Source organism: Streptomyces aquilus, assembly GCF_003955715.1.
GTDB classification, from domain to species: Bacteria; Actinomycetota; Actinomycetes; order Streptomycetales; family Streptomycetaceae; genus Streptomyces; species Streptomyces aquilus.
Genome location: NZ_CP034463.1, coordinates 10,140,848 through 10,158,685 on the forward strand (window position 1 = coordinate 10,140,848; position 17,838 = coordinate 10,158,685).

Annotated in this window: 18 protein-coding genes and 1 pseudogene; 10 read left to right on the plus strand and 9 right to left on the minus strand. The window is 68.3% G+C overall.

Annotation, left to right across the window (positions count from 1 at the left end):
* Window positions 1-302: 302 nt before the first annotated feature.
* A complete protein-coding gene (locus EJC51_RS48335) occupies window positions 303-524 on the plus strand; it encodes a YkvA family protein (protein WP_208870795.1) in 222 nt (73 codons plus the stop codon).
* A 206-nt stretch (window positions 525-730) separates the two neighbouring features.
* A complete protein-coding gene (locus EJC51_RS46340; protein WP_126276613.1) occupies window positions 731-1,246 on the plus strand; it encodes a hypothetical protein in 516 nt (171 codons plus the stop codon).
* Between the two features lie 125 nt (window positions 1,247-1,371).
* Here EJC51_RS46340 and EJC51_RS46345 read toward each other — a convergent pair whose 3' ends face one another.
* The 4 genes from EJC51_RS46345 to EJC51_RS46360 form a co-directional block, all read right to left on the minus strand.
* The gene (locus EJC51_RS46345) at window positions 1,372-2,817 is read right to left on the minus strand and encodes a sensor histidine kinase (RefSeq protein ID WP_126276614.1); all 1,446 of its coding nucleotides are present in this window, start codon (window positions 2,815-2,817) and stop codon (window positions 1,372-1,374) included.
* On the minus strand, window positions 2,814-3,545 hold the full coding sequence (locus EJC51_RS46350; protein WP_126276615.1) for a response regulator transcription factor: 732 nt from the start codon (window positions 3,543-3,545) through the stop codon (window positions 2,814-2,816). The genes EJC51_RS46345 and EJC51_RS46350 overlap by 4 nt, the downstream gene beginning before the upstream one ends.
* 188 nt (window positions 3,546-3,733) lie before the next feature.
* On the minus strand, window positions 3,734-4,336 hold the full coding sequence (locus EJC51_RS46355; RefSeq protein ID WP_126276616.1) for a hypothetical protein: 603 nt from the start codon (window positions 4,334-4,336) through the stop codon (window positions 3,734-3,736).
* 35 nt (window positions 4,337-4,371) lie between these two features.
* Window positions 4,372-4,785, minus strand: coding sequence for a peptidase (locus tag EJC51_RS46360; protein ID WP_244363287.1), 414 nt, complete (start codon window positions 4,783-4,785; stop codon window positions 4,372-4,374).
* Between the two features lie 788 nt (window positions 4,786-5,573).
* Between EJC51_RS46360 and EJC51_RS46370 the strand changes: the two genes are divergently transcribed.
* From EJC51_RS46370 to EJC51_RS46400, 7 genes are all read left to right on the plus strand, one after another.
* Entirely contained in the window at window positions 5,574-7,085 is a 1,512-nt protein-coding gene (locus tag EJC51_RS46370) for an ATP-dependent nuclease (RefSeq protein ID WP_126277437.1), read from the plus strand.
* Window positions 7,085-7,963, plus strand: a complete 879-nt coding sequence (locus EJC51_RS46375) for an HNH endonuclease (RefSeq protein WP_126276618.1) — start codon at window positions 7,085-7,087, stop codon at window positions 7,961-7,963. The genes EJC51_RS46370 and EJC51_RS46375 overlap by 1 nt, the downstream gene beginning before the upstream one ends.
* A 276-nt stretch (window positions 7,964-8,239) precedes the next feature.
* A complete protein-coding gene (locus EJC51_RS46380; RefSeq protein ID WP_126276619.1) occupies window positions 8,240-8,575 on the plus strand; it encodes a hypothetical protein in 336 nt (111 codons plus the stop codon).
* 162 nt (window positions 8,576-8,737) lie between these two features.
* Window positions 8,738-10,546: a hypothetical protein gene (locus EJC51_RS46385; protein WP_126276620.1), complete on the plus strand. Its 1,809-nt coding sequence runs from the start codon at window positions 8,738-8,740 to the stop codon at window positions 10,544-10,546.
* A gap of 303 nt (window positions 10,547-10,849) precedes the next feature.
* Window positions 10,850-11,164, plus strand: a complete 315-nt coding sequence (locus EJC51_RS46390) for a hypothetical protein (RefSeq protein ID WP_126276621.1) — start codon at window positions 10,850-10,852, stop codon at window positions 11,162-11,164.
* Between the two features lie 206 nt (window positions 11,165-11,370).
* A complete protein-coding gene (locus EJC51_RS48105; protein WP_166682786.1) occupies window positions 11,371-12,090 on the plus strand; it encodes a hypothetical protein in 720 nt (239 codons plus the stop codon).
* Window positions 12,091-12,263: 173 nt separating this feature from the next.
* A complete protein-coding gene (locus EJC51_RS46400; protein WP_126276623.1) occupies window positions 12,264-13,076 on the plus strand; it encodes a hypothetical protein in 813 nt (270 codons plus the stop codon).
* Window positions 13,077-13,198: 122 nt separating this feature from the next.
* On the opposite strand, the gene EJC51_RS46405 is transcribed toward EJC51_RS46400, so the two are convergent.
* On the minus strand, window positions 13,199-13,537 hold the full coding sequence (locus EJC51_RS46405; RefSeq protein WP_126276624.1) for a helix-turn-helix domain-containing protein: 339 nt from the start codon (window positions 13,535-13,537) through the stop codon (window positions 13,199-13,201).
* Between the two features lie 253 nt (window positions 13,538-13,790).
* On the opposite strand from EJC51_RS46405, the pseudogene EJC51_RS46410 reads away from it, so the two are divergent.
* A pseudogene (locus EJC51_RS46410) lies at window positions 13,791-14,923 on the plus strand (IS701 family transposase); the annotation flags it as partial.
* A gap of 329 nt (window positions 14,924-15,252) precedes the next feature.
* On the opposite strand, the gene EJC51_RS46415 reads toward EJC51_RS46410, so the two are convergent.
* From EJC51_RS46415 to EJC51_RS46425, 4 genes are all read right to left on the minus strand, one after another.
* On the minus strand, window positions 15,253-15,909 hold the full coding sequence (locus EJC51_RS46415; RefSeq protein WP_126276625.1) for an IS110 family transposase: 657 nt from the start codon (window positions 15,907-15,909) through the stop codon (window positions 15,253-15,255).
* Between the two features lie 387 nt (window positions 15,910-16,296).
* Complete coding sequence (locus EJC51_RS48340) at window positions 16,297-16,422, minus strand: hypothetical protein (RefSeq protein ID WP_425276832.1); 126 nt, start codon at window positions 16,420-16,422, stop codon at window positions 16,297-16,299.
* Between the two features lie 122 nt (window positions 16,423-16,544).
* The gene (locus tag EJC51_RS46420; RefSeq protein ID WP_126276626.1) at window positions 16,545-17,534 is read right to left on the minus strand and encodes an aldo/keto reductase; all 990 of its coding nucleotides are present in this window, start codon (window positions 17,532-17,534) and stop codon (window positions 16,545-16,547) included.
* Between the two features lie 78 nt (window positions 17,535-17,612).
* The gene (locus tag EJC51_RS46425) at window positions 17,613-17,837 is read right to left on the minus strand and encodes a hypothetical protein (protein WP_126276627.1); all 225 of its coding nucleotides are present in this window, start codon (window positions 17,835-17,837) and stop codon (window positions 17,613-17,615) included.
* Window position 17,838 lies beyond the last annotated feature (1 nt).

Here is a 17,838-nt window from a genome sequence, read left to right on the forward strand (position 1 = left end):
GGACGTAGCGATCGCCGCGCAGGCCGGCACACCACCATGCGCAAGGTTGGCGCCGCTCCGCCCTCCCGGCTGCGTGCTGTCGACTAGCTGGGAGCATCACATGTGGTGGGACGTACTCATCGCGATCGGCGTCGGCCTGCTCGCCACCTGGCTCGGCCTCCTCATCGCCCTCCTGCTCGTCCGCCCCAAGGGCACCCTGACGGCCGAGGCGGTGCGCCTCCTGGGACCTTCCTCGGCTGCTGCGGCGGCTGGCTGCCGACCGGAGCCTTCCCCGGGGCGTACGGGTCCGCCTCGCACTGCTCATGGCCTATCTGGCCCTGCCCATCGACCTCATCCCCGACTTCCTGCCCGTCATCGGCTACGCCGACGACGCCATCATCGTCGCCTTCACTCTCCGCTCCGTCGTCCGCCGGGCCGGCACCGACGCGGTCCGTGCTCACTGGCCCGGCACCCACGACGGCTTCGCCGCCCTTGCCCGTCTAACCGGGCTGCCCGGCGCGGCTGACGCCCCCGACGCCGACTAGCGCCTGCCGGCCACGTCCCCCGCTTGTGACACTCAACTCCCAGGCGAAACACGCGTATTCGGAAAATGCTGGTCATGGCCGGGTCAGGATTGCGCAGGTCACCGGGTGTTCACGCTGCGGGTCTACTCGCATAGAAGCCGGTGGTGGTGTCATGCCGTCAGGCACCCGGGCCCCACTGCCCGGGCTGAGTTCTGGGGAGAACCTGCATGCGTCGTTTCACCGCCACCACCGGCGCGCTGGCCATTGCGGCCGCGGGCCTGATCGCGGCTTCGGCCGGTACCGCGCAGGCGTCGGCCTGCTCAACCGCCCGGCTGCCGCTGCCGGATGCCTCGTGCACCCCGGGCGCCTACAACCCGGACGTCACCCAGTCGAACATCGACAGCACCATCTGCGTGTCCGGCTGGACGGCCACCGTCCGCCCCCCGACGTCGTACACCAACCCCCTCAAGGCCCAGGGCATCATCGACTACGGCTACGCCGACACCAGCCTGGCCGACTACGAAGAGGACCACCTCGTCCCCCTCGAACTCGGTGGCGCGCCTCGTGCCACGGGGAATCTGTGGCCCGAGCCCTACTCCGGCTCCCAGACCGCACACTCCAAGGACGGCGTGGAGACGAAGCTGAAGAACGCCGTCTGCGCGGGCACCATCACCCTGTCTGCGGCCCGCAGCGCGATCAAGACCAACTGGACCACGGCCTTGCAGGTCACCGGGATCGGCTGACGCCGCTCCGGCGCCGGGTCCTCCGAGCGATAGCCGGGTTGTCTGTCCCGGTCCTCGTGGCGGCAGGCCGCGAACCGAGCCGGCGGCCCGGCACTTGTCTGCATGTCGTGGCAGCGGAGCAGCCCTCAGGGCCTGCCCGCTGTCTGGGCGCGCGGGCCGCTGGCACGGCGGGCGCCGAACTCTTCTCCACCCGAGCGCGGCCCGGGTGTCCGCGCGGCGGCAGGGCGGAGGTGGATGTGGGCGTCAAGGCCGGTGCCGGGGGCGGGGTGGAGGGTGATGGTGCCGCCGGAGGCGTGGATGAGGTGGCGGACGATGGGCAGGCCGAGGCCGGTGCCGTCGTGGTGGGCGTCGGAGGAGCGCCAGAACCGGTCGAAAGCGCGCTCACGGTCGGCCGCGTTCATGCCCGGCCCCTGGTCGACGACATGAAGTTCGGCGCCGGGGACGCGCTGCAGGGTGATCGTGGTGCTGGGCGGGGAGACCCGCAGGGCATTGGCCAGCAGGTTGTCGATGATCTGCTCCAGAGCTCCCGGGATCGCCCACACGGAGCCGACGGGCGGGCCGGTGATGTCGAGGGCCACGTATTGTTCGGCCGCCAGCGACTCCCACATCGCCACCCGGTCGGCGAGCACCGTGTCCAGGTCGACAGGCTCGGGGGTGGTGGCGGCATTCTCCAGGCGGGCCAGGGCGAGGAGGCCCTGCACCATCCGACCAAGCCGTTCGACCTCGCCGACGGCCTCCTCCAGACTGCCGTGCGCCCGCGGGTCGAGGTAGGGCTCGAAGTTCTCCAGACGCAGCCGCAATCCGGTGAGCGGGGTCTTGAGCTGGTGGGAGGCTTCCGAGGCGAATGCCTGCTGGGCCTTGAGGAGATGCTGGAGCCGGGTCGCGGTATGCGTGAACGAGTTGGCGAGGCGGCGTAGTTCGGGCGGCCCGGCGCTGGCATCCGGCGGAGTCGTGAGCTGTCCCTCGGCGAGCTGCGCGGTCGCCGCCTCCAAAGTCCGCAGCGGCCGGGTGATCCACCGGGCCAGGCTGAACGCGATCAGGGCGACCGCGGCAAGCACGCAGGCACCGGCCAGCGCGAGAGCGCCCCAGATCTGATGCACCCGGGTGCTGACCTGGTCCAGGGGATAGGTCAAGCGCAGGGTGCCGCGGATGGTCGTACCGGATGAGCCGGGCATGGTCGCCGACAGCACATCACGGCCGGCGCTGTCGGTGGTGGTCGTGACGGTCGGCTGGTTGGCCAGGGCACGGGCGATGTCCGGCTGCGCGGACAGGCTGATGCCGGTGCGGGCGGCTGGGGCGGAGTCGGCCAGGACGATGCCCTGCTTGTCGGTGACGACGACATGGCCACCGGTGCGGGTGGCGTAGTCGCTGACCACATCCGGCAGCGCGGCGAGCTGACCCTTCTCGATGTTCTCCTCGGCGACCTCGGCAAGCATGGACGCATCGCGCTCCACGTCCTGGGAGGCACGCGCGGTCTCGCCGCGGGCGTAGATGTAGCCGAGCGGGATCTCCAGGCCGGCCAGCACCAGCACGGCCAGGGCGAGATAGCTGAGCAGCAGGCGCCGGGTCATCCAGCGGCCTCCACAGCAGGGTGCTCGCAGGGCACCGTGAGGCGGAAGCCGACGCCACGGGCGGTGGTGATCCAGCCCGGGTCGCCCAGCTTGCGGCGCAGCGCGGCCACGTGCGCGTCAAGGGTCTTGGTGGGGCCGAAGAAGTGCGGATCCCACACCGTGTCCATGATTTGCTGACGGGAGCACACGGTCCCGGGATCATCGGCGAGGAACGCGAGCAGGTCGAACTCACGCGGGGTCAGCGCGACGTGGCGGCCGTCGAGGTGGACCTCGCGGGTGCGGCGGCTGACAACCAGCGGGCCCAACTGCGCTTCGGGGGCCGACTGGTGCGGTCCGGGTGCTTGCGCAGGCTCGGTCGGCAGGTAGGCGGGGGCGCCGGAGCGGCGGGTGACGGCGCGTATGCGGGCGATCAGTTCTCGTACGCCGAAGGGTTTGGCGAGGTAGTCGTCTGCGCCGAGTTCGAGGCCGACGATGCGGTCGGCTTCCTCTCCCCGCGCCGTGATCATGATGATGGGGACGGCGGAGCGGGCGCGCAGGCTGCGGCAGACGTCCAGGCCGTCCATGTCGGGCAGGCCGAGATCGAGCAGGACCAGGTCCGGTGCGGTGGTGGTGTCGGCGAGGCCGGCGGCGCCGGTACGGACGTGGTCCACGGTGAAGCCGTAGCGTCCCAGGCCCTCGGTGAGGGGGCCGGCGATTCGGTCGTCGTCTTCGATGAGCAGCAGCTGCATGGCGCCAGGCTCGCACAGCTGCGCCAGGGGAGTTGAACGGTTCACGCGAAGCCGCCAGGGATCGGACAAGACGTACGGGACGATGGTGGACACGGTGGACAAGCAGGTGCCGTCCGGCCGACGGGATGTTGAGGACGGCGTCCGCCGGACGGCGCTGGGGGGACGGTGAGGCGACGCTGGCTGGGAAGTCAGCCGTCGGCGTCGTCGCCGTCCTCGCGTCCCTGGTCTTCCCGCCCGTGCTCCTCGCCGCGGTCTGGGTCTTCGCCGGCGCCGGGCGGCACGCTGGTCTGCGTGGGCGCAGTGGTCGGGCTCACAGCGCCGCGGGGCGGGTGGCTGGTGCCCGGTGGGGTCGGTGAAACCGGCTGCGTGATCGGCGACTTCGGTACGGAGGCCTCAGCAGTTCCGCCCGGGCCGGTCGGGGAGGTGACCGTGTCACTGACGGTGGACAGCGCGAAACCGAAACCGCCCAGGACCACCAGCGCGGCGGCCGCCGTCAGGAGGGACCGGGGCCGGATGACCGCGTGCCGCCAGCCGTCCGCGCTCGGCACAGCCCTTGTTCCGCCCGCACGCTGAGCGGCAGGCTCCTGGGGCTCGGCGACCGGTTCGCCGGCGCCCCTCGGGGCCGGGTCGGCGGACCAGGAGTGCGCGCCTGAGGAGGGGTAGTCGAAGGCGTCCTCCTCGAAACGGTCACCGTAGCCGCCCGCGGGCGAGGCGCCGGGCACCGGATCCAGGATCGCCGTCTGTTCGGCGTCCGTGGGCGGGGAAGAGGACTGCTCGGGCACAGGCGGCATCTGGTTTCTCCCTTCTGCGGGGCAGGCCCCGACGGTCAGCTGGCGTCGTCGGCCTCTTCGGTGCCTTCCTTCTTGGTGTCGGTGACCTTGTAGGTCTTGTCGAGATAGACCTCGATCGATGTGCCGTCGGCCTGCTTGACCTCGACCGCGTACATGCCGGGCTTCTCCGCGTCCTCCTCGGACTTGACGACCGTGCCCGGGTACGCGGCCAGCGCGGCGGCCTCGGCCTTCGTCTTGATGTCCCCGGTCAGCGGCGGCTCCGGCTTGTCATCGGTGTCACCACCGGCTTCGCCTGCTGCTTGGGCACCACCCGTGCTCTGGGACTGCTGCTGGGCGTCCGCGGCGCTGGAGTTGTCGGAGCCGGAGTCGGAGCCGCCGCAGGCGGAGAGAGCGAACGCGAGCACGGCGAACGGAGCAGCGAGCAGGGCACGGCGGGGCAGGGAACGCATCAGGGTGTCTCCAGAACGGTGGGAATCACTGGCGAGTTCGGAGAACCGTGGGAGCGGATCTCCGGGGGACGACAACGACCCTAGAAACCCGCTGTTGAGAGCCAGCCCAGCAGATGGAGAGAGACAGACCAGCAGACCGCCAATGTTTGGCCACAGGATGCTGACCTACCGAGGCGGACAACGGGCAGCACCAAACCCCAGCCGTAACTTCGGGTCCTACTCGCAGCTTGGTGACTTGCCCAGTCATTGAGGCTGACGGCCGGGCAGACCCGCCCGAGCGCGCCAGAAGTCGGCATCCCGCGGATCGGTTAGCCACCCGGCCAGACGGTCGGCGCCTGCTTGGAAAGCGCGAAGCAATGAGGTTTCGTCGTCGATGACAAGCCTGAGGGTGTCGACGTCATGGGTGGCGTGATCGGTGTCGCACCAACAGGACACGTTCACCGCCCATGCTTTTCTCCGCTCATCTTATGTGAGGCCAGCATGCCCGACCCATGAACCACGCTCACCCCCCTTTTTTTCACCTCGTCCTGCGCGGTGGGAAGAAGCCACCTGGCTTCAAGTTCGGCGCAGACCATACCGAACTGTCGCCGGCGAGGCGCCCGGACAGCCGCGTCGTCGAGAAGCCTGTCCACCGCAGCGATCGAGTCGAACGAGGAGGTAGCTGCGGGCGCTGGCACGTACCGAGGCGAGCAGCATTCTTCGATGAACGTGGGGGTGCTGTGCTCCGGGTACGTTGGTCCGCACGCTGCGAGACATCATGAGACCAGGGGGGCCTGCGAGCCGTGCCGATGCAGTTCACCGTGTTGGAACGGTTCACCCAGCCACCTCCACACGTCCCGGGCGCCTTCCTGGTCAGTGACAACTGGGACGACTACTCGTACAAAACGTTTTTCACGCTGTGGTGCTCCGACGGACAACAGCAGGTTGAGATCGGCAACGTCAGGATCGCTACCTTCGGCATGCAGGCAGGCCGCGTGAGCGTGCCGGACACGTTTGAAGAACTGGACGAGCGCCAGTACTTCTCCCTGGGGACCGACGAGACGTACTACGCGCGCCTGAGGGAGCTTGGCGACGAGACGCGCGAAACCGTTCTCCATCTGCTCCGGGACCTCGCCTTCGGCCCTCGGAGCACTCTCGAACGAGCTCTGCAGGAAGAGGTCACCAGGGTCTCACTGATGCGCGGCATTGAGCTGGCCACGGTCACCGGGCAGTTCGCCCGGATCGCCCGCGGGGGCGAGGTGCTCAGCAAGTACCACTTCGTCTACGTCTCGCCGTCGATGCTGGTTGCCGGTGGTGCGCCGCCCCTCGCTCTGGGCTTCAAGGTGGCTCCCCACGTTCTGCCTCCCACCAACGTGCACGTCCTGATCGGGCGCAACGGTGTCGGCAAGAGTCACCTCCTCAACGGCATCACCCGCACGCTCATGAACCCTGAAGGCGGACACGGAACCCTGGCCTTCGTCGACCAGGACGACGCCGAAGATGCCTCCACCCAGCGTTTCGTGAACGTCGTATCCGTGTCGTTCAGTGCCTTCGACGAGTTCGAGCCGGTGGACACAAGCCGTGATGACCTCACCTACGCTCATGTGGGCCTTAGAAGGCCTGGGGAGCAGCATGCGATGACGGCGGACGAACTCGCCGGAGAGTTCACGGAATGCGCACACGCATGTCTGGTGGGATCGGAGCGGCGCGCTGCGCTGTTCCGGAGGGCCCTGGCCACTTTGGAGACGGATCCGATCTTCCAGGACGCGAACGTCGCCGTGCTGTCCACCATCGCCCACAACCCGGGCGAGGTCCTTGGGTTGTTCCGTCGACTCAGTTCCGGACACAAGATCGTTCTTCTGACCATTACCAAGCTGGTCCAGCTCGTCACCGAGCGGTCGCTCGTGCTCATCGATGAGCCCGAAGCTCACCTGCACCCTCCGTTGCTGTCGGCACTCGTCCGTGCGCTGTCCGACCTCCTCACCGAGCGCAATGGCGTGGCGATCATCGCTACGCACTCCCCGGTCGTCCTGCAGGAGGTACCCAAGGAGGCGGTGTGGGCGATCCGCCGCTTCGGCCAACACCGCGCCGCCGACCGCCCGGACCTTGAGACCTTCGGGGAGAACGTCGGTGTCCTCACCCGCGAGATCTTCGGCCTGGAGGTCTCCAAGTCAGGCTTCCACCGCGCCCTTGAAGAAGCCATTGCTCAAGATCTGACCTACGACGAGGTCCTGGCCCGTTTCAATCACCAGCTGGGGATGGAGGGCCGCGCGCTAGCCCGGGCCGCCATCGCTTACCGGGATGCTCGGAGAGCCTTCTGATGTGGCCGCTGACGCCGCCAAGCCGGTCCGCGCCTGACGTCTACCGGCAGTGCATCAGCAACGCGAACGCCGGCAACAGGGCGATCCTGGACCTGTACGAGGACAGCGTCGCCCAGGCTTCCACCACGTACGACCAAGTCTGCCGCGACCAGCAACTGCACACCCTCCCCGGCACAGCATTCCGCCCGCCGTGCCCTCCACTGACCGACGACGCAGCCAAACAGCACGCCGACCTGCTGGAGAACGTCTACACCCAGCGCCTGGCCGGCGAACGCGGTCCCGGTCGGCCCATCTACGACGAACTGCGTGCCTCCGCCCGACGCTGCCCCCTGTGCGGGATCGGCATGGTCACTACCCTGGACCACCATCTGCCCAAGACCAAGTACCAATATCTTGCTGTCACCCCGACCAACCTCCTGCCCGCCTGTGCCGACTGCAACAAGAAGAAGAGCAACACCGCACCCGTCACCACAGACGAACAGACCCTCCACCCCTACTTCGACAACATCGACCAGGACATATGGCTGACCGCCACGGTCACCGAACAGGTTCCCTGCACAGTGCAGTTCGCCGTCACAGCGCCAGCACACTGGCCGCACGCCCTGACCCGTCGAGTCGAGGGGCACTTCCGCGCCTTCGGCCTCGGCGAGCTCTATGCCCTCCAAGCCGGCGACCAACTTGTGGGCTTCCATCACCTCTTCACCGAACTGGCCCAGCGGGGGGCCGAGACCCTGCGCACCCACCTAACCGAAAGTGCAGACAGTCAAGCCGCAGAGCGCCGGAACCACTGGCAGACAGCCATGTACCGCGCTCTGTCGCTGAGCACGTGGTTCTGCTCCGGCGGCTTTATCTCTGCGCCAGCGACCAACTACGTGTAGTCCGCCCCGCTGAAGGGCCCGGTGCCCCGTGGCCGTTGTCGGCTGCGCCGATCAGGGCGGCTGCGGTGTCAGCCTCATCTTTCACCTGAACCTTGCTGGTCAGGGCGCCCCGCACGGCGGGCTACCGGCGTATGGCCGCACGCTACGGCGTCGCATTCGAGTACTGCGCCGAGAGCGTAGCCGTCTGTGTGAGGGATTCCTTGACACCGGTTGCCGTGACTGCTCTGGTGGACATATCGGTGCCAGTCAGGTGCCCGTTCATTCCTGGGGGAAGGAATGAACAGTATCGTTTTCGGACAGTTCAGTGTCACCCTCGTGGACCGGCACGGCGCTCGCCTCGCCCATCTGCCCATGCGTACACCTGCGTTACCCTCGCCACGGCGTGCCCACGCTGCCGCTCTCGCGCAGCCCGCCCTGTGGGGCCGGGACGACGAACTCGCCCTGATCCGGGTCGCGGCGCGCGCTCAGTCGGCAGTAGAATTCACCGGCCCCTGCGGAACGGGGAAGACCGCCCTCCTGAAGAACGCGGCCGCCGCCGGCGGCGGGGTCTACCTCCGGGTGGGCGGCACCATGCTGTCGGACCTGCTCCAGGACCTGATGGGGCAGTTCTAAGTCTATCCGGGCCCGGACGGGACGTGGCTGAGCGCTCAGCAGTGCGCCCAGGCACTGGCCGGCTCGAGGGCGGGTGCCACAGGACTCGTCGCACTCGACGACGTCTCCTACACCCCGGACCAACTCACCTACCTGCGGCGCGCGTTGCACCGCTGCCCCCTCGTGATCGGCGCAGTCACCCCGTTGCTTGGCGCGCTGGGGACCTCCACGGCGCTGCCACCCCTGCCGGAAGCAGCGGCAGTCGACCTGCTCCGGCGCGAGACGGGCCGTGTCATCGCGGACACCGAACTGGACGCGGTGCGGCGGCTGGTGGCCGCGGTTGACGGGCAGCCGCTGCATCTGCGGCAGGCGGCCGCGCTGGTGCGGCTGGACGGCCGCACCTTCGACGATCTCGCGCGGCGGGCGGAGTCCGGCCCGGGCGTCCTGGACGAGCTGTCCATCTCGGCCATCGGCCCCCAGGCCAAGCGGGCGCTGGCGGTACTCACCCTGGTCGGCGGCGCGCTGCTGCCCGGTGCTCTGCTGGCACAGATGGCAGAGATCGCATACGTCAGCGAGCAGTTGGAGTCGCTGTCCGCGCGCGGCCTGGCCGAACAGGGCGAGGACCGCTTCGGGCTGCCGGTCTGCAGAGCCGAGCCCTACCGGCAGATCCTGTACCGCTATATCGGGCTCGTCGCGGCGATGCGCTCACTGGGCGACTGGCTGGCGTCCGGCGACCCGACCGGGGAGGAGGCCCGCGGGGCCGCCGACGCGGCGCTGAGCCTGCTCGGCTTCGCGGCCCAGCAGCGCCAGTGGCAGGCGGTCGTCCGGCTGGCAGCCGTCGTGGAGCGGGTACTCTTCGTCCAGGGGCACTGGCAGGCCTGGCAGCACACCCTCGCGCAGGGCATCACCGCCGCACAGGCCGCCGGGGACACCGCGGCCGAGGCCTACTTCACCCACCAGCAGGGCGTCCAGCACTTCCTCCACGACTGCACCGACCACGCCCTACGCCTCCTGCGCCGGGCGCTCGACCTGCGCACCCGGATGGGAGACCTGGCAGGCGCGGCGGTCACCCAAGCCAACCTGGCCCTGCTGGAGCCGGCAGCGCTCCCGGCCCCGCCTCGACCTCCGTCCTCGTCCCGGCCACCGAACGCCCGGGGGCGTGTGATCGCTGCTGTTGCCGCGGTCATCGCGGTGATCGCGATCGGCTTCGCACTCGTCCATGCCCTTGACGACGACAAGGTCCCCACTGGGAACCCTTGGCCACCCGTATCGTCAAGTTCCGGCGCGACGGCGACCGACAGTCCTCCAACCGGCACCCCTTCAACGGGCAGCCCTCCGACCAGCTCGTCCGGCGGTGCGCCCATCACGGATCGCGCACCCGACATCACCCCATCTGCGAAGGGCTTTGGGGAGGTCGACATCAACCCGGGCTCGAAGGCCCAGGTAGTGGACTTCACCGTCACCAATCCCAACGGCCAGGCCATCGGCCTCGACTCCACGGATATACCCAGCAGCACCGGCTTCTCGCGTACGGGTGGCACCTGCACAAACCGGCTGGAAGCCCACGAATCCTGCACGCTGTCCGTCGAATTCTCACCGAGCCGGATAGGCCCGGCGAGCACTGAGCTGACCATCACCTCGGGGACGAACACTGCCACGGCCAAGCTCGCCGGCACCGGATTCGCCTACCTCACGGTCGATTTCACCGGTGCTGACAACAAGACGGTCACAGTCGTCGACGGGAATGGCGCCCCGGTCTGTGAGAAATCCACAGCCGTACCTGAGGCATGCGTCTCGTTGCCGGTCCTGGAGAACGGACGAGAGCTGACCGCGTCCGTCACGGACGGCAGCCTCTTCCTCAGCGGGTGGTCGGGCAACTGCACCGGTGGCACCACCATTCGCCCCTCCGACGGGCCCGCTCCTAGTTGCACACTGGTCCCCGACCAGAACGCCGAGGTGACCGCGACTTTCAAGACTTCGAGGGTGGAGTGACATCGCCGACTGAGCGTCGTGAACTCCTGCAGGTTGCCGTCGCTGCGGCGAGGGTTCACCGCCCCCTGTGACCGGCTTGGGCCTGCGGCGTTGCGATGAATCATCGAGCAGTGGGGGCCTTCTCCGCGGAGCTGCCCGGAGTCGACGCCGCCGCTAGCCTGAGACGCGAAGCCCACGGCGGGTCCGGCCGGCGCACGGACGGCGGAGGTCAGCGTGGCTTCGGCGAGCCCGGGTCGTTGAGTACCCAGCCGCACCGTAGGCCCTGCGGTGGCCTGGCCGCTGTAGCAACGCGAACGAGGACCGATGCCGAAGGAGCCCGCCCACGACCCGACGTACGGCTACGACCCGGAGACGAAGACTGTCCGGGTCGACCAGCACGACCTGGCGCGGCTGCTGTTGATGTTCTGCTCGCTGATGCGCGAGCAGAAGCCGGGCTCGTGGGATCACATGAGGGACTACGACCTGTCCTTCGAGCGTCTCGCGGACGCGGTCGATGCCAGCTCACAGGTCCGTTACGGGCAGCGCTGGAGGGCACGCGACGTCCCGGACAGCCGCAGTCCGGACAGGATGGCGGCTGCCCGCACGTTGTGGCCTCGACGGCGACTCTCTCCGCGGTGACGTGCACCGCCGTGACTCGCACATCGATCCCGGGAAACAGCACATCCTCGACCGCCACGACCCCCATGCCAGGGCAATCCCCACAAGAAACGTTCCCGCAGCCGGGCGATGACCTAGGGATTCACGGAATCGCGGCCTGAACCCAATTGCGTGACCGCTGACATACATGGGCAGGGTGTTGGGATGACGGAGCGGATCGTCGCTGTGTGCTGCCGTCAGACCCTTCCTGGATCCATGGCGCCGGATACGTGCGGGACATCGTTGCCTGTCTGGCGGCTGCGGCGGCCCTCGCTCATGACCACGGCGAGCCTGAGCGGCACGTCCTGCCGCACCTGCCGTACCAGGTCGCGGCAGACACGCTTGGCCAGATCGGCTCCGGCGTGGAGCCCACTCGGAGCGACGGCGTGTATCTGATGGCCCTGCCGTTCTTCCAGCTGGATGCCCTGGGGCAGGTCCTGGGCGCCTTGCGACGTGCACGGAACGGCGACCAAGACGCCGCTGAGGTCCTGGACCTCGTCTCCGACTACACCGCCGAGTGCTTCCTCCCACCGCGGCGTGTGGACGACGTGGTCACCGGCATGGAGCGCGCCCTGGCCGTCCTCACACTGGACATTTCCGCCGTCCGCACCGTAGCCACCACTCTGCTCTTGGAGGGCGAGCGCGACGACGACATCCGTGTGGCGTGCGACGACTGGGTCGCGGCGTGGCGGGCCGCTGGCATTTCTCACTGCGCAAAGGCCGTGGTCGGTCAGGTTGTCACCATCGCTGACGGCGGCTACCGCGGCACCGGACTGCTCTTGACGAGCGGGTCGTGCGGGCGCCGTGGATTGCGGTGCTCTGCACCTCACAGCCAGGCTCCACCGCATAGGCCACGGTGGGCGTTGCGCACCAGGCCGGTCTCTCGGGGCGCTCGCCCTTGTGCGTGAACAGGGCTGGCAGTGGCAAGCCGTCCAGCCGGCAACGTCGCCCGTTCGGTGGCCAGGAGGGCGCGCAAAAGCGGGTGTTTGGCTTCCCTGCAGGCCCGCCTCCGGGCTGGGCCAGCACATCGAGGTGACGATGTGCGCAGGGCCTAGCAGAGATGGGGAGGCGCGGCGTAGTGATGGATTCCGGGGACGAAAGGGGGGTGAACCCCCCAGAGGCCGGGCGGCAAGGGCGGAAGTGGAAGACAGCTGAGCGGTTGCTGGCGTCCCTGGCAGCACTGATCGCTGTGATCGGCGGCGCAGTAGTAGCGGTCAAGTGGGTCACTCAAGACAAGCCGGTCGAGAAGGAGCAGAGGCTGGTCGAGCAGTTGAGACCGGGGCAGACCCTGGAGCGAGCAATCGAGATCATAGGGGACAAGCCGCACTACTCGGAGGGGTTGAGGTCCGGGAACAGGCTCTACCAGTACAACCGGAAATGGGAGCGCGTCCAGCTCTTGGTGGACCCGGACAACATCAGCGTCCTGTCTGTAGGGATCTTTGCGGATAATACAGACTTCCGTCCCTCGTTCCGACTCGGCGGTGCACATCTGACCATCAACCGCACTCCGTACGCGGAGGCCCCCGGCGAGCCGCCCGCGTTCGTTTTCGGCGGCTGCGGGGCCCACTCCGGGGACTACTTCGAGGGCCGTCCCGACCTGGCCTTGGCAGCAGGGGGAGGGAGCATCGCCGTGGGCATCCATGATTCCCACCGGGGCAGCGTCACCATGGACCCAGTGTGTGCGGCACTTCAAGCAGTCCCGAAAGGCTGCGTCCCCGGTTCCTTTGAGGAGGTCGACCCGTCGCCTGGTATGGGCACGGAGTGCCTGACATCTGCTCCTGCAGGAGCCTTCAGAAAGGCTACTGCCGTTGCCGCTGCCATCATCACCAAACAGGTCGAATTGACGCAGGACATGTTCCATTCCCCGTACGTTTTGGCCGGTGGGAACGACTGACCGGGCGGCGCAGGGCTCCGGTGCAGGGGGGACGGCCCCTGTCGCCACGGCTGGAGGCCGAAGGCGTGCCAGATCCGCAGCACGCTCGCCAGCGAGATCCCCGCGACCTTGGCCAGTTGCCTCTACCAGTGCGTCCCGTCCTGTGGCTTCTGCTCCAGGGTGCGGACCGCGACCTCTTCGGCCTGGGTCTCGGTGATGGTCCGCGGCACCCCGGGCCACGGCTCGTCGGTGAGTAGGTCCAGTCGGCGGGCAAGGAACCGGGCACAAAAGCGGCGCACGGTATCTCTGCCGACACCGAGTCGCGCGGCGACCATGGTGTCGTTCCAGCCGTTCGCGCACCCCAACGCGATGCGTGCGCGAACGGCCAGTCCCTGGGCGGCCGAGAGGCGCTTGGCCCAGTTCTCCAGCGTCAGCCGCTCGGCCTCCGACACCACGACAGGTTGCAGCTGGATATCGCCCATCCATGCAGCACAGCGCGAGCGCGCTATCCGCCGCAGCAGAACGCCGCAATCTGGAAGAGGGGACGCCGCATGTGGCGACCCACGACCTCAAGAACCGGATCACTAGTACTCCAGCAGCGGTTCGCTATCTGGCCTGGTCAGAGGCATCGTCGGGAGTGTAGTTGGCCGTTGGCATGTCAGGGGCGGTCCGGACCGCCCCTCCAACGAAGGACATCGAGAGCCATCTGCGCGGTGATGAGGGCAGCCTTCCCGCGTGATCGACGACCTTGCCGACGCGACCTGGGACCGTGAACTCGACGACCTCTTCTTGCGCATCGGCCACCGTTTCGGCCGGGCCGACCTGCGGCGGCGCATGCGTGACTACGTCCGCGCCCTGCTCGGCCCAGTCGGCCGCAAAAACGGCTGGCAACTTGCCGAACATGCAGGCCACCGCACCCCCGACGGTCTGCAACGGCTACTGAACGCAGCCACCTGGAACGTCGACGGCGTCCGCGACGACCTGCAGACATACGTCGCCGAAAAACTCGGCGAGGCCGGCGGAGTTCTCATCCTCGACGACACCGGCTTCATCAAGAAGGGCACCACCTCTGCGGGCGTGCAGCGCCAGTACTCCGGCACCGCCGGCCGCAGCGAGAACTGCCAGATCGGCGTCTGCGCCGCCTACGCCACCACCCGCGCACGCGCCCTGGTGGACCGCGAGTTGTATCTGCCCAAGTCCTGGACCGACGACCGCGAACGCTGTCGCGCCGCCAAAATTCCTGATGAGAGGGGCTTCGCCACCAAACCAGAGCTGGCCAAGGCCATGGTGCTGCGCGCACTCGCCTCTTCGCTGCCGATCGCCTGGGTGACCGCGGATGCCGCCTACGGACAGGAGTGGCGTTTTCGCCGGATGCTGGAAGAAGCCGCGGTCGGCTACGTGCTTGCCGTCCCGAAGTCCCAGCCGGTGCCCCGCTTCGGCCGGATCGACTACCTCTTCGGTCAGGCTCCGCATGAGGCATGGGAGCCACGTTCGTGCGGCGACGGCGCCAAGGGCCCGCGCGTCTATGACTGGGCGGCCGTCCAGCTCCCGGTGATCGAGGACTTCGACGGGGAGCGGCCCACCCATCACCGATGGGCAGTGGTCCGGCGCAGCATCACCAGACCCGATCAGATGGCCCACTGCCTCGCATACGCGCCGGTGGGCACCGACATCGACCGGCCGTGCGTGTTACCGGACGCCGCTGGGCGATCGAGGAATGCTTCCAGGCCGCGAAGAACGAGTGCGGCCTGGACCAGTACGAAGTCCGCCGCTACGTCGGCTGGATGAGGCACATCACCCTGGCCATGCTCGCGCATGCCTTTCTCGCGGCTACGGCGGAAAAGGGGGATGCAGAAACGGTTCCACCATGGTTTCGCTCGCCGTGGCAGAAGTCCGCCGGCTCCTGGCAACTGGCCCCGCGCACCGGCACCGCCCGCCACTTCGCGTCCATGCGCTCAGATGGTCGCGATGGCGGCGAAGGCGTGAGGCCGTGGCACGGCACTGTCACTACCGACGACGATGTCCTTCGTTGGAGGGGCGGTCCGGAAAGACCGCCCCTGACATGCCAACGGCCAACTACACTCCCGACGATGCCTCTGACCAGGCCAGATAGCGAACCGCTGCTGGAGTACTAGGGCGGCGGGCCGGCGGGGAGGCCGTCGACGAGGTGCAGGCCGCGATTGCCGTAGGACTGTGATCAGGGCGCGCAACTCGGCGTCCGCGTCCGCGATCTCAGGTGCTGGTATCGCTTGGCCAAACGCTTGAGTGCGAGTTTGACGGCGGCGGCCGGGGTGGTCAGATTGGAGCCGGGTCGGCTGGCGACCAGACGATGTATCAGCTCGGTGGTGGTCAGCGAGCGCAGTGCTTCGCGCGTCGCAGCGGGCGCGGTGATGATCAGTGATTTGAGCTGGTTGATGGTATGGGTACGGGCCTTGATGGCGCTGGCACGTACCACGCGGAGCGTGCGGATTGCCTCGACGGTGCCGTCGCGGTCCTTCGGCGTGCCGTTGGCGCGGCCGGAGAGCACGGCGGTGGCGGCGGCATAGGCGTCGACAGGGTCGGATTTGCCTGCGGCGCGGCGAGCTCGACGATCGGGCCGGTCCACTTCGACCAGGGTGATCTCGTTGGCACGCAGGTACCGGGCCAGTTCGGCTCCGTAGGATCCGGTGCCTTCCATGCCCACCATCAGCACCTGGCCGTACGAGCGCAGCCAGGCCAGCGGGCGCCGATAGCCTTCAGGCGTGGTGGGGAACGCCTCGGTGGCCAGGTGCCGGCCGATGGTGTCGATGACGGCGGCCTGGTGGACATCGGTGTGGGTGTCGATCCCGCCGATCACTTCGATGGGCTGTGTCATGGCGGCCGGGTTGGTCCTTCCGTGCGCGGATGTGGACTCGCGCGCACCGGCTGGGCGGACGGACACGACTGTGATGGGACCGCCTGGGTCAAGCTCCTATGAGGTCACGATCGCCGAGCCGGTACGCGCAGTGGCACCGCTCGGCAGATCGACGATTCAGAGTGAGGACAGCCGGAGCGTCAATCGGGGATCGGGTCAGACCCGCGAGCGGTGCCTCCCGCATCCTCACAGTCGGGGATCTTGGAGTTGCCGAGGTCAGGTGCCGAAGGTGCGCCAGGATTTTGGCCGGGGGGAGTTCGCGCTGGTCGAGGTGGTTTTGGAAGGCGGTCGGTCGGCGGGGAGGGGGTGCTTCCTCGGTCGCTGGGAGACCGCTGAGACGCAGGCCCGTCATCCCACCGCCCAGGTCGGTCCGGATGGCAGGCAGGCGACATTGACGACCAGGGCGTCCAGAGTGATGACGAAGAACCCCAGCAGCGCCGCTGCCAGCGCCGCGCCCGGCCGCACCCGCAGCACCGGCCCCGTCCCAGCACGGATACGTCCCGTGACCGGCTGCCCGAGGGCTGGGCCTGTGTCATTGGCCGGCTTACGCCGGCGCAGAATGGAGCCCCTCTTGCGGCGGGATCATCCGTTCGGGTCTACCAGGCATACGCTTCGGGGGCTTCGCCGCCGGGGCCGGGCCAGATCTCGTCGAGCTTTTCCAGCGTTTCCTTCGACAGGCGCACGTCGAGGGCGTGCCGACTGGTCGCGAGCTGTTCGGGGGTGCGAGGGCCGACGATCGTCGCGGTGAGGACTGGGTTGTGCAGCAGCCAGGCCAGAGCGACGTCGGCGGGCTGTTCGCCGATCTCGGCGCACAACGCCTCGTACTCCTCCAGCTGAGGCCGGTACCGCTCAATGGCGTCCTGCGTCTTCGGCGTCGCGCGGCGGCCTTCCTGTGCCTTCTTCAGTGCTCCGCCGAGCAGCCCGCCGCCCAGCGGGCTCCACGGGATCAGGCCGAGCCCGTAGTGGCGAAGTGCCGGGATCACTTCGAGTTCGATGGTGCGGGCGGACAGGTTGTACAGGCTCTGCTCGGACACCAGGCCGAGGAAGCTGCGGGAGGCGGCGGCGTTCTGTGCGGTCGCGATCTGCCAGCCGGCGAAGTTGCTGCTGCCGACGTAGGTCACCTTGCCCTCGCGCACCAACTGCTCCATCGCCTGCCAGATCTCCTCCCAGGGAGTCGACCGGTCGATGTGGTGCATCTGGTAAAGGTCGATGTGGTCGGTCTGAAGCCGCCGCAGGCTGTCCTCCGCGGCCTTCCGGATTTTGTACGCGGACAGGTACTTGTCGTTAGGGCCAGTGCCCATCGGCTGGTACACCTTCGTCGCCAGCACGATCTGCTCCCGCCGGCCGCCGCCCTGGGCGAGCCAGCGCCCGATGATCTCCTCGGACAGCCCGTACCCCTGCTCCATGTCAGGAGACTGTGGCCCGCCGTAGACGTCGGCGGTGTCGAACAGGTTGATGCCGGCCTCCAGTGCGGAGTCCATGATCTTGAAACTGGCGGCTTCGTCCGTCGCGTCGCCGAAGTTCATGGTGCCCAGCGCGAGACGGCTGATCTTCAGGCCGGTGCGGCCCAGGTGTGCGTACTGCATGGCGTTTGCCCTTCTTGTGGGGGGCGCGGACGGCTGTGTACCCGTACCGCGAAGAACTGGTGGGTCAGGAGTTCGCCGTCACACGGTCGATCGGTCTCCCGTCGTGACGGTGTGCTCAGCCACCCGGGCGTGCAGACGTATGGCGTAGACGATCACCGCGAGTGTGCCGCAGGCGACCGTGACCATCCCGAGCGGAACGGGGATGCCGGAGCCGCCAAGTCCGACGAGCGGGGCGGCCAACCCGCCGAAGGCGAGGCGCCGGGCCCAGGACGGTGGAGCAGCAGGCCGTTCGGACGATGCCATT

Excerpts from the sequence above, each read along its gene's own strand:
- EJC51_RS46350 (WP_126276615.1), bottom strand. The coding sequence starts at position 3,545 with ATGCAGCTGCTGCTCATCGAAGACGACGACCGAATCGCCGGCCCCCTC.
- EJC51_RS46380 (WP_126276619.1), top strand. The coding sequence starts at position 8,240 with ATGAACAGTATCGTTTTCGGACAGTTCAGTGTCACCCTCGTGGACCGG.
- EJC51_RS46400 (WP_126276623.1), top strand. The coding sequence starts at position 12,264 with ATGGATTCCGGGGACGAAAGGGGGGTGAACCCCCCAGAGGCCGGGCGG.
- EJC51_RS46375 (WP_126276618.1), top strand. The coding sequence starts at position 7,085 with ATGTGGCCGCTGACGCCGCCAAGCCGGTCCGCGCCTGACGTCTACCGG.
- EJC51_RS46415 (WP_126276625.1), bottom strand. The coding sequence starts at position 15,909 with ATGACACAGCCCATCGAAGTGATCGGCGGGATCGACACCCACACCGAT.
- EJC51_RS46340 (WP_126276613.1), top strand. The coding sequence starts at position 731 with ATGCGTCGTTTCACCGCCACCACCGGCGCGCTGGCCATTGCGGCCGCG.
- EJC51_RS46355 (WP_126276616.1), bottom strand. The coding sequence starts at position 4,336 with ATGCCGCCTGTGCCCGAGCAGTCCTCTTCCCCGCCCACGGACGCCGAA.
- EJC51_RS46420 (WP_126276626.1), bottom strand. The coding sequence starts at position 17,534 with ATGCAGTACGCACACCTGGGCCGCACCGGCCTGAAGATCAGCCGTCTC.
- EJC51_RS46370 (WP_126277437.1), top strand. The coding sequence starts at position 5,574 with ATGCAGTTCACCGTGTTGGAACGGTTCACCCAGCCACCTCCACACGTC.
- EJC51_RS46405 (WP_126276624.1), bottom strand. The coding sequence starts at position 13,537 with ATGGGCGATATCCAGCTGCAACCTGTCGTGGTGTCGGAGGCCGAGCGG.
- EJC51_RS46360 (WP_244363287.1), bottom strand. The coding sequence starts at position 4,785 with ATGCGTTCCCTGCCCCGCCGTGCCCTGCTCGCTGCTCCGTTCGCCGTG.
- EJC51_RS48335 (WP_208870795.1), top strand. The coding sequence starts at position 303 with ATGGCCTATCTGGCCCTGCCCATCGACCTCATCCCCGACTTCCTGCCC.
- EJC51_RS46390 (WP_126276621.1), top strand. The coding sequence starts at position 10,850 with ATGCCGAAGGAGCCCGCCCACGACCCGACGTACGGCTACGACCCGGAG.
- EJC51_RS46345 (WP_126276614.1), bottom strand. The coding sequence starts at position 2,817 with ATGACCCGGCGCCTGCTGCTCAGCTATCTCGCCCTGGCCGTGCTGGTG.
- EJC51_RS46425 (WP_126276627.1), bottom strand. The coding sequence starts at position 17,837 with ATGGCATCGTCCGAACGGCCTGCTGCTCCACCGTCCTGGGCCCGGCGC.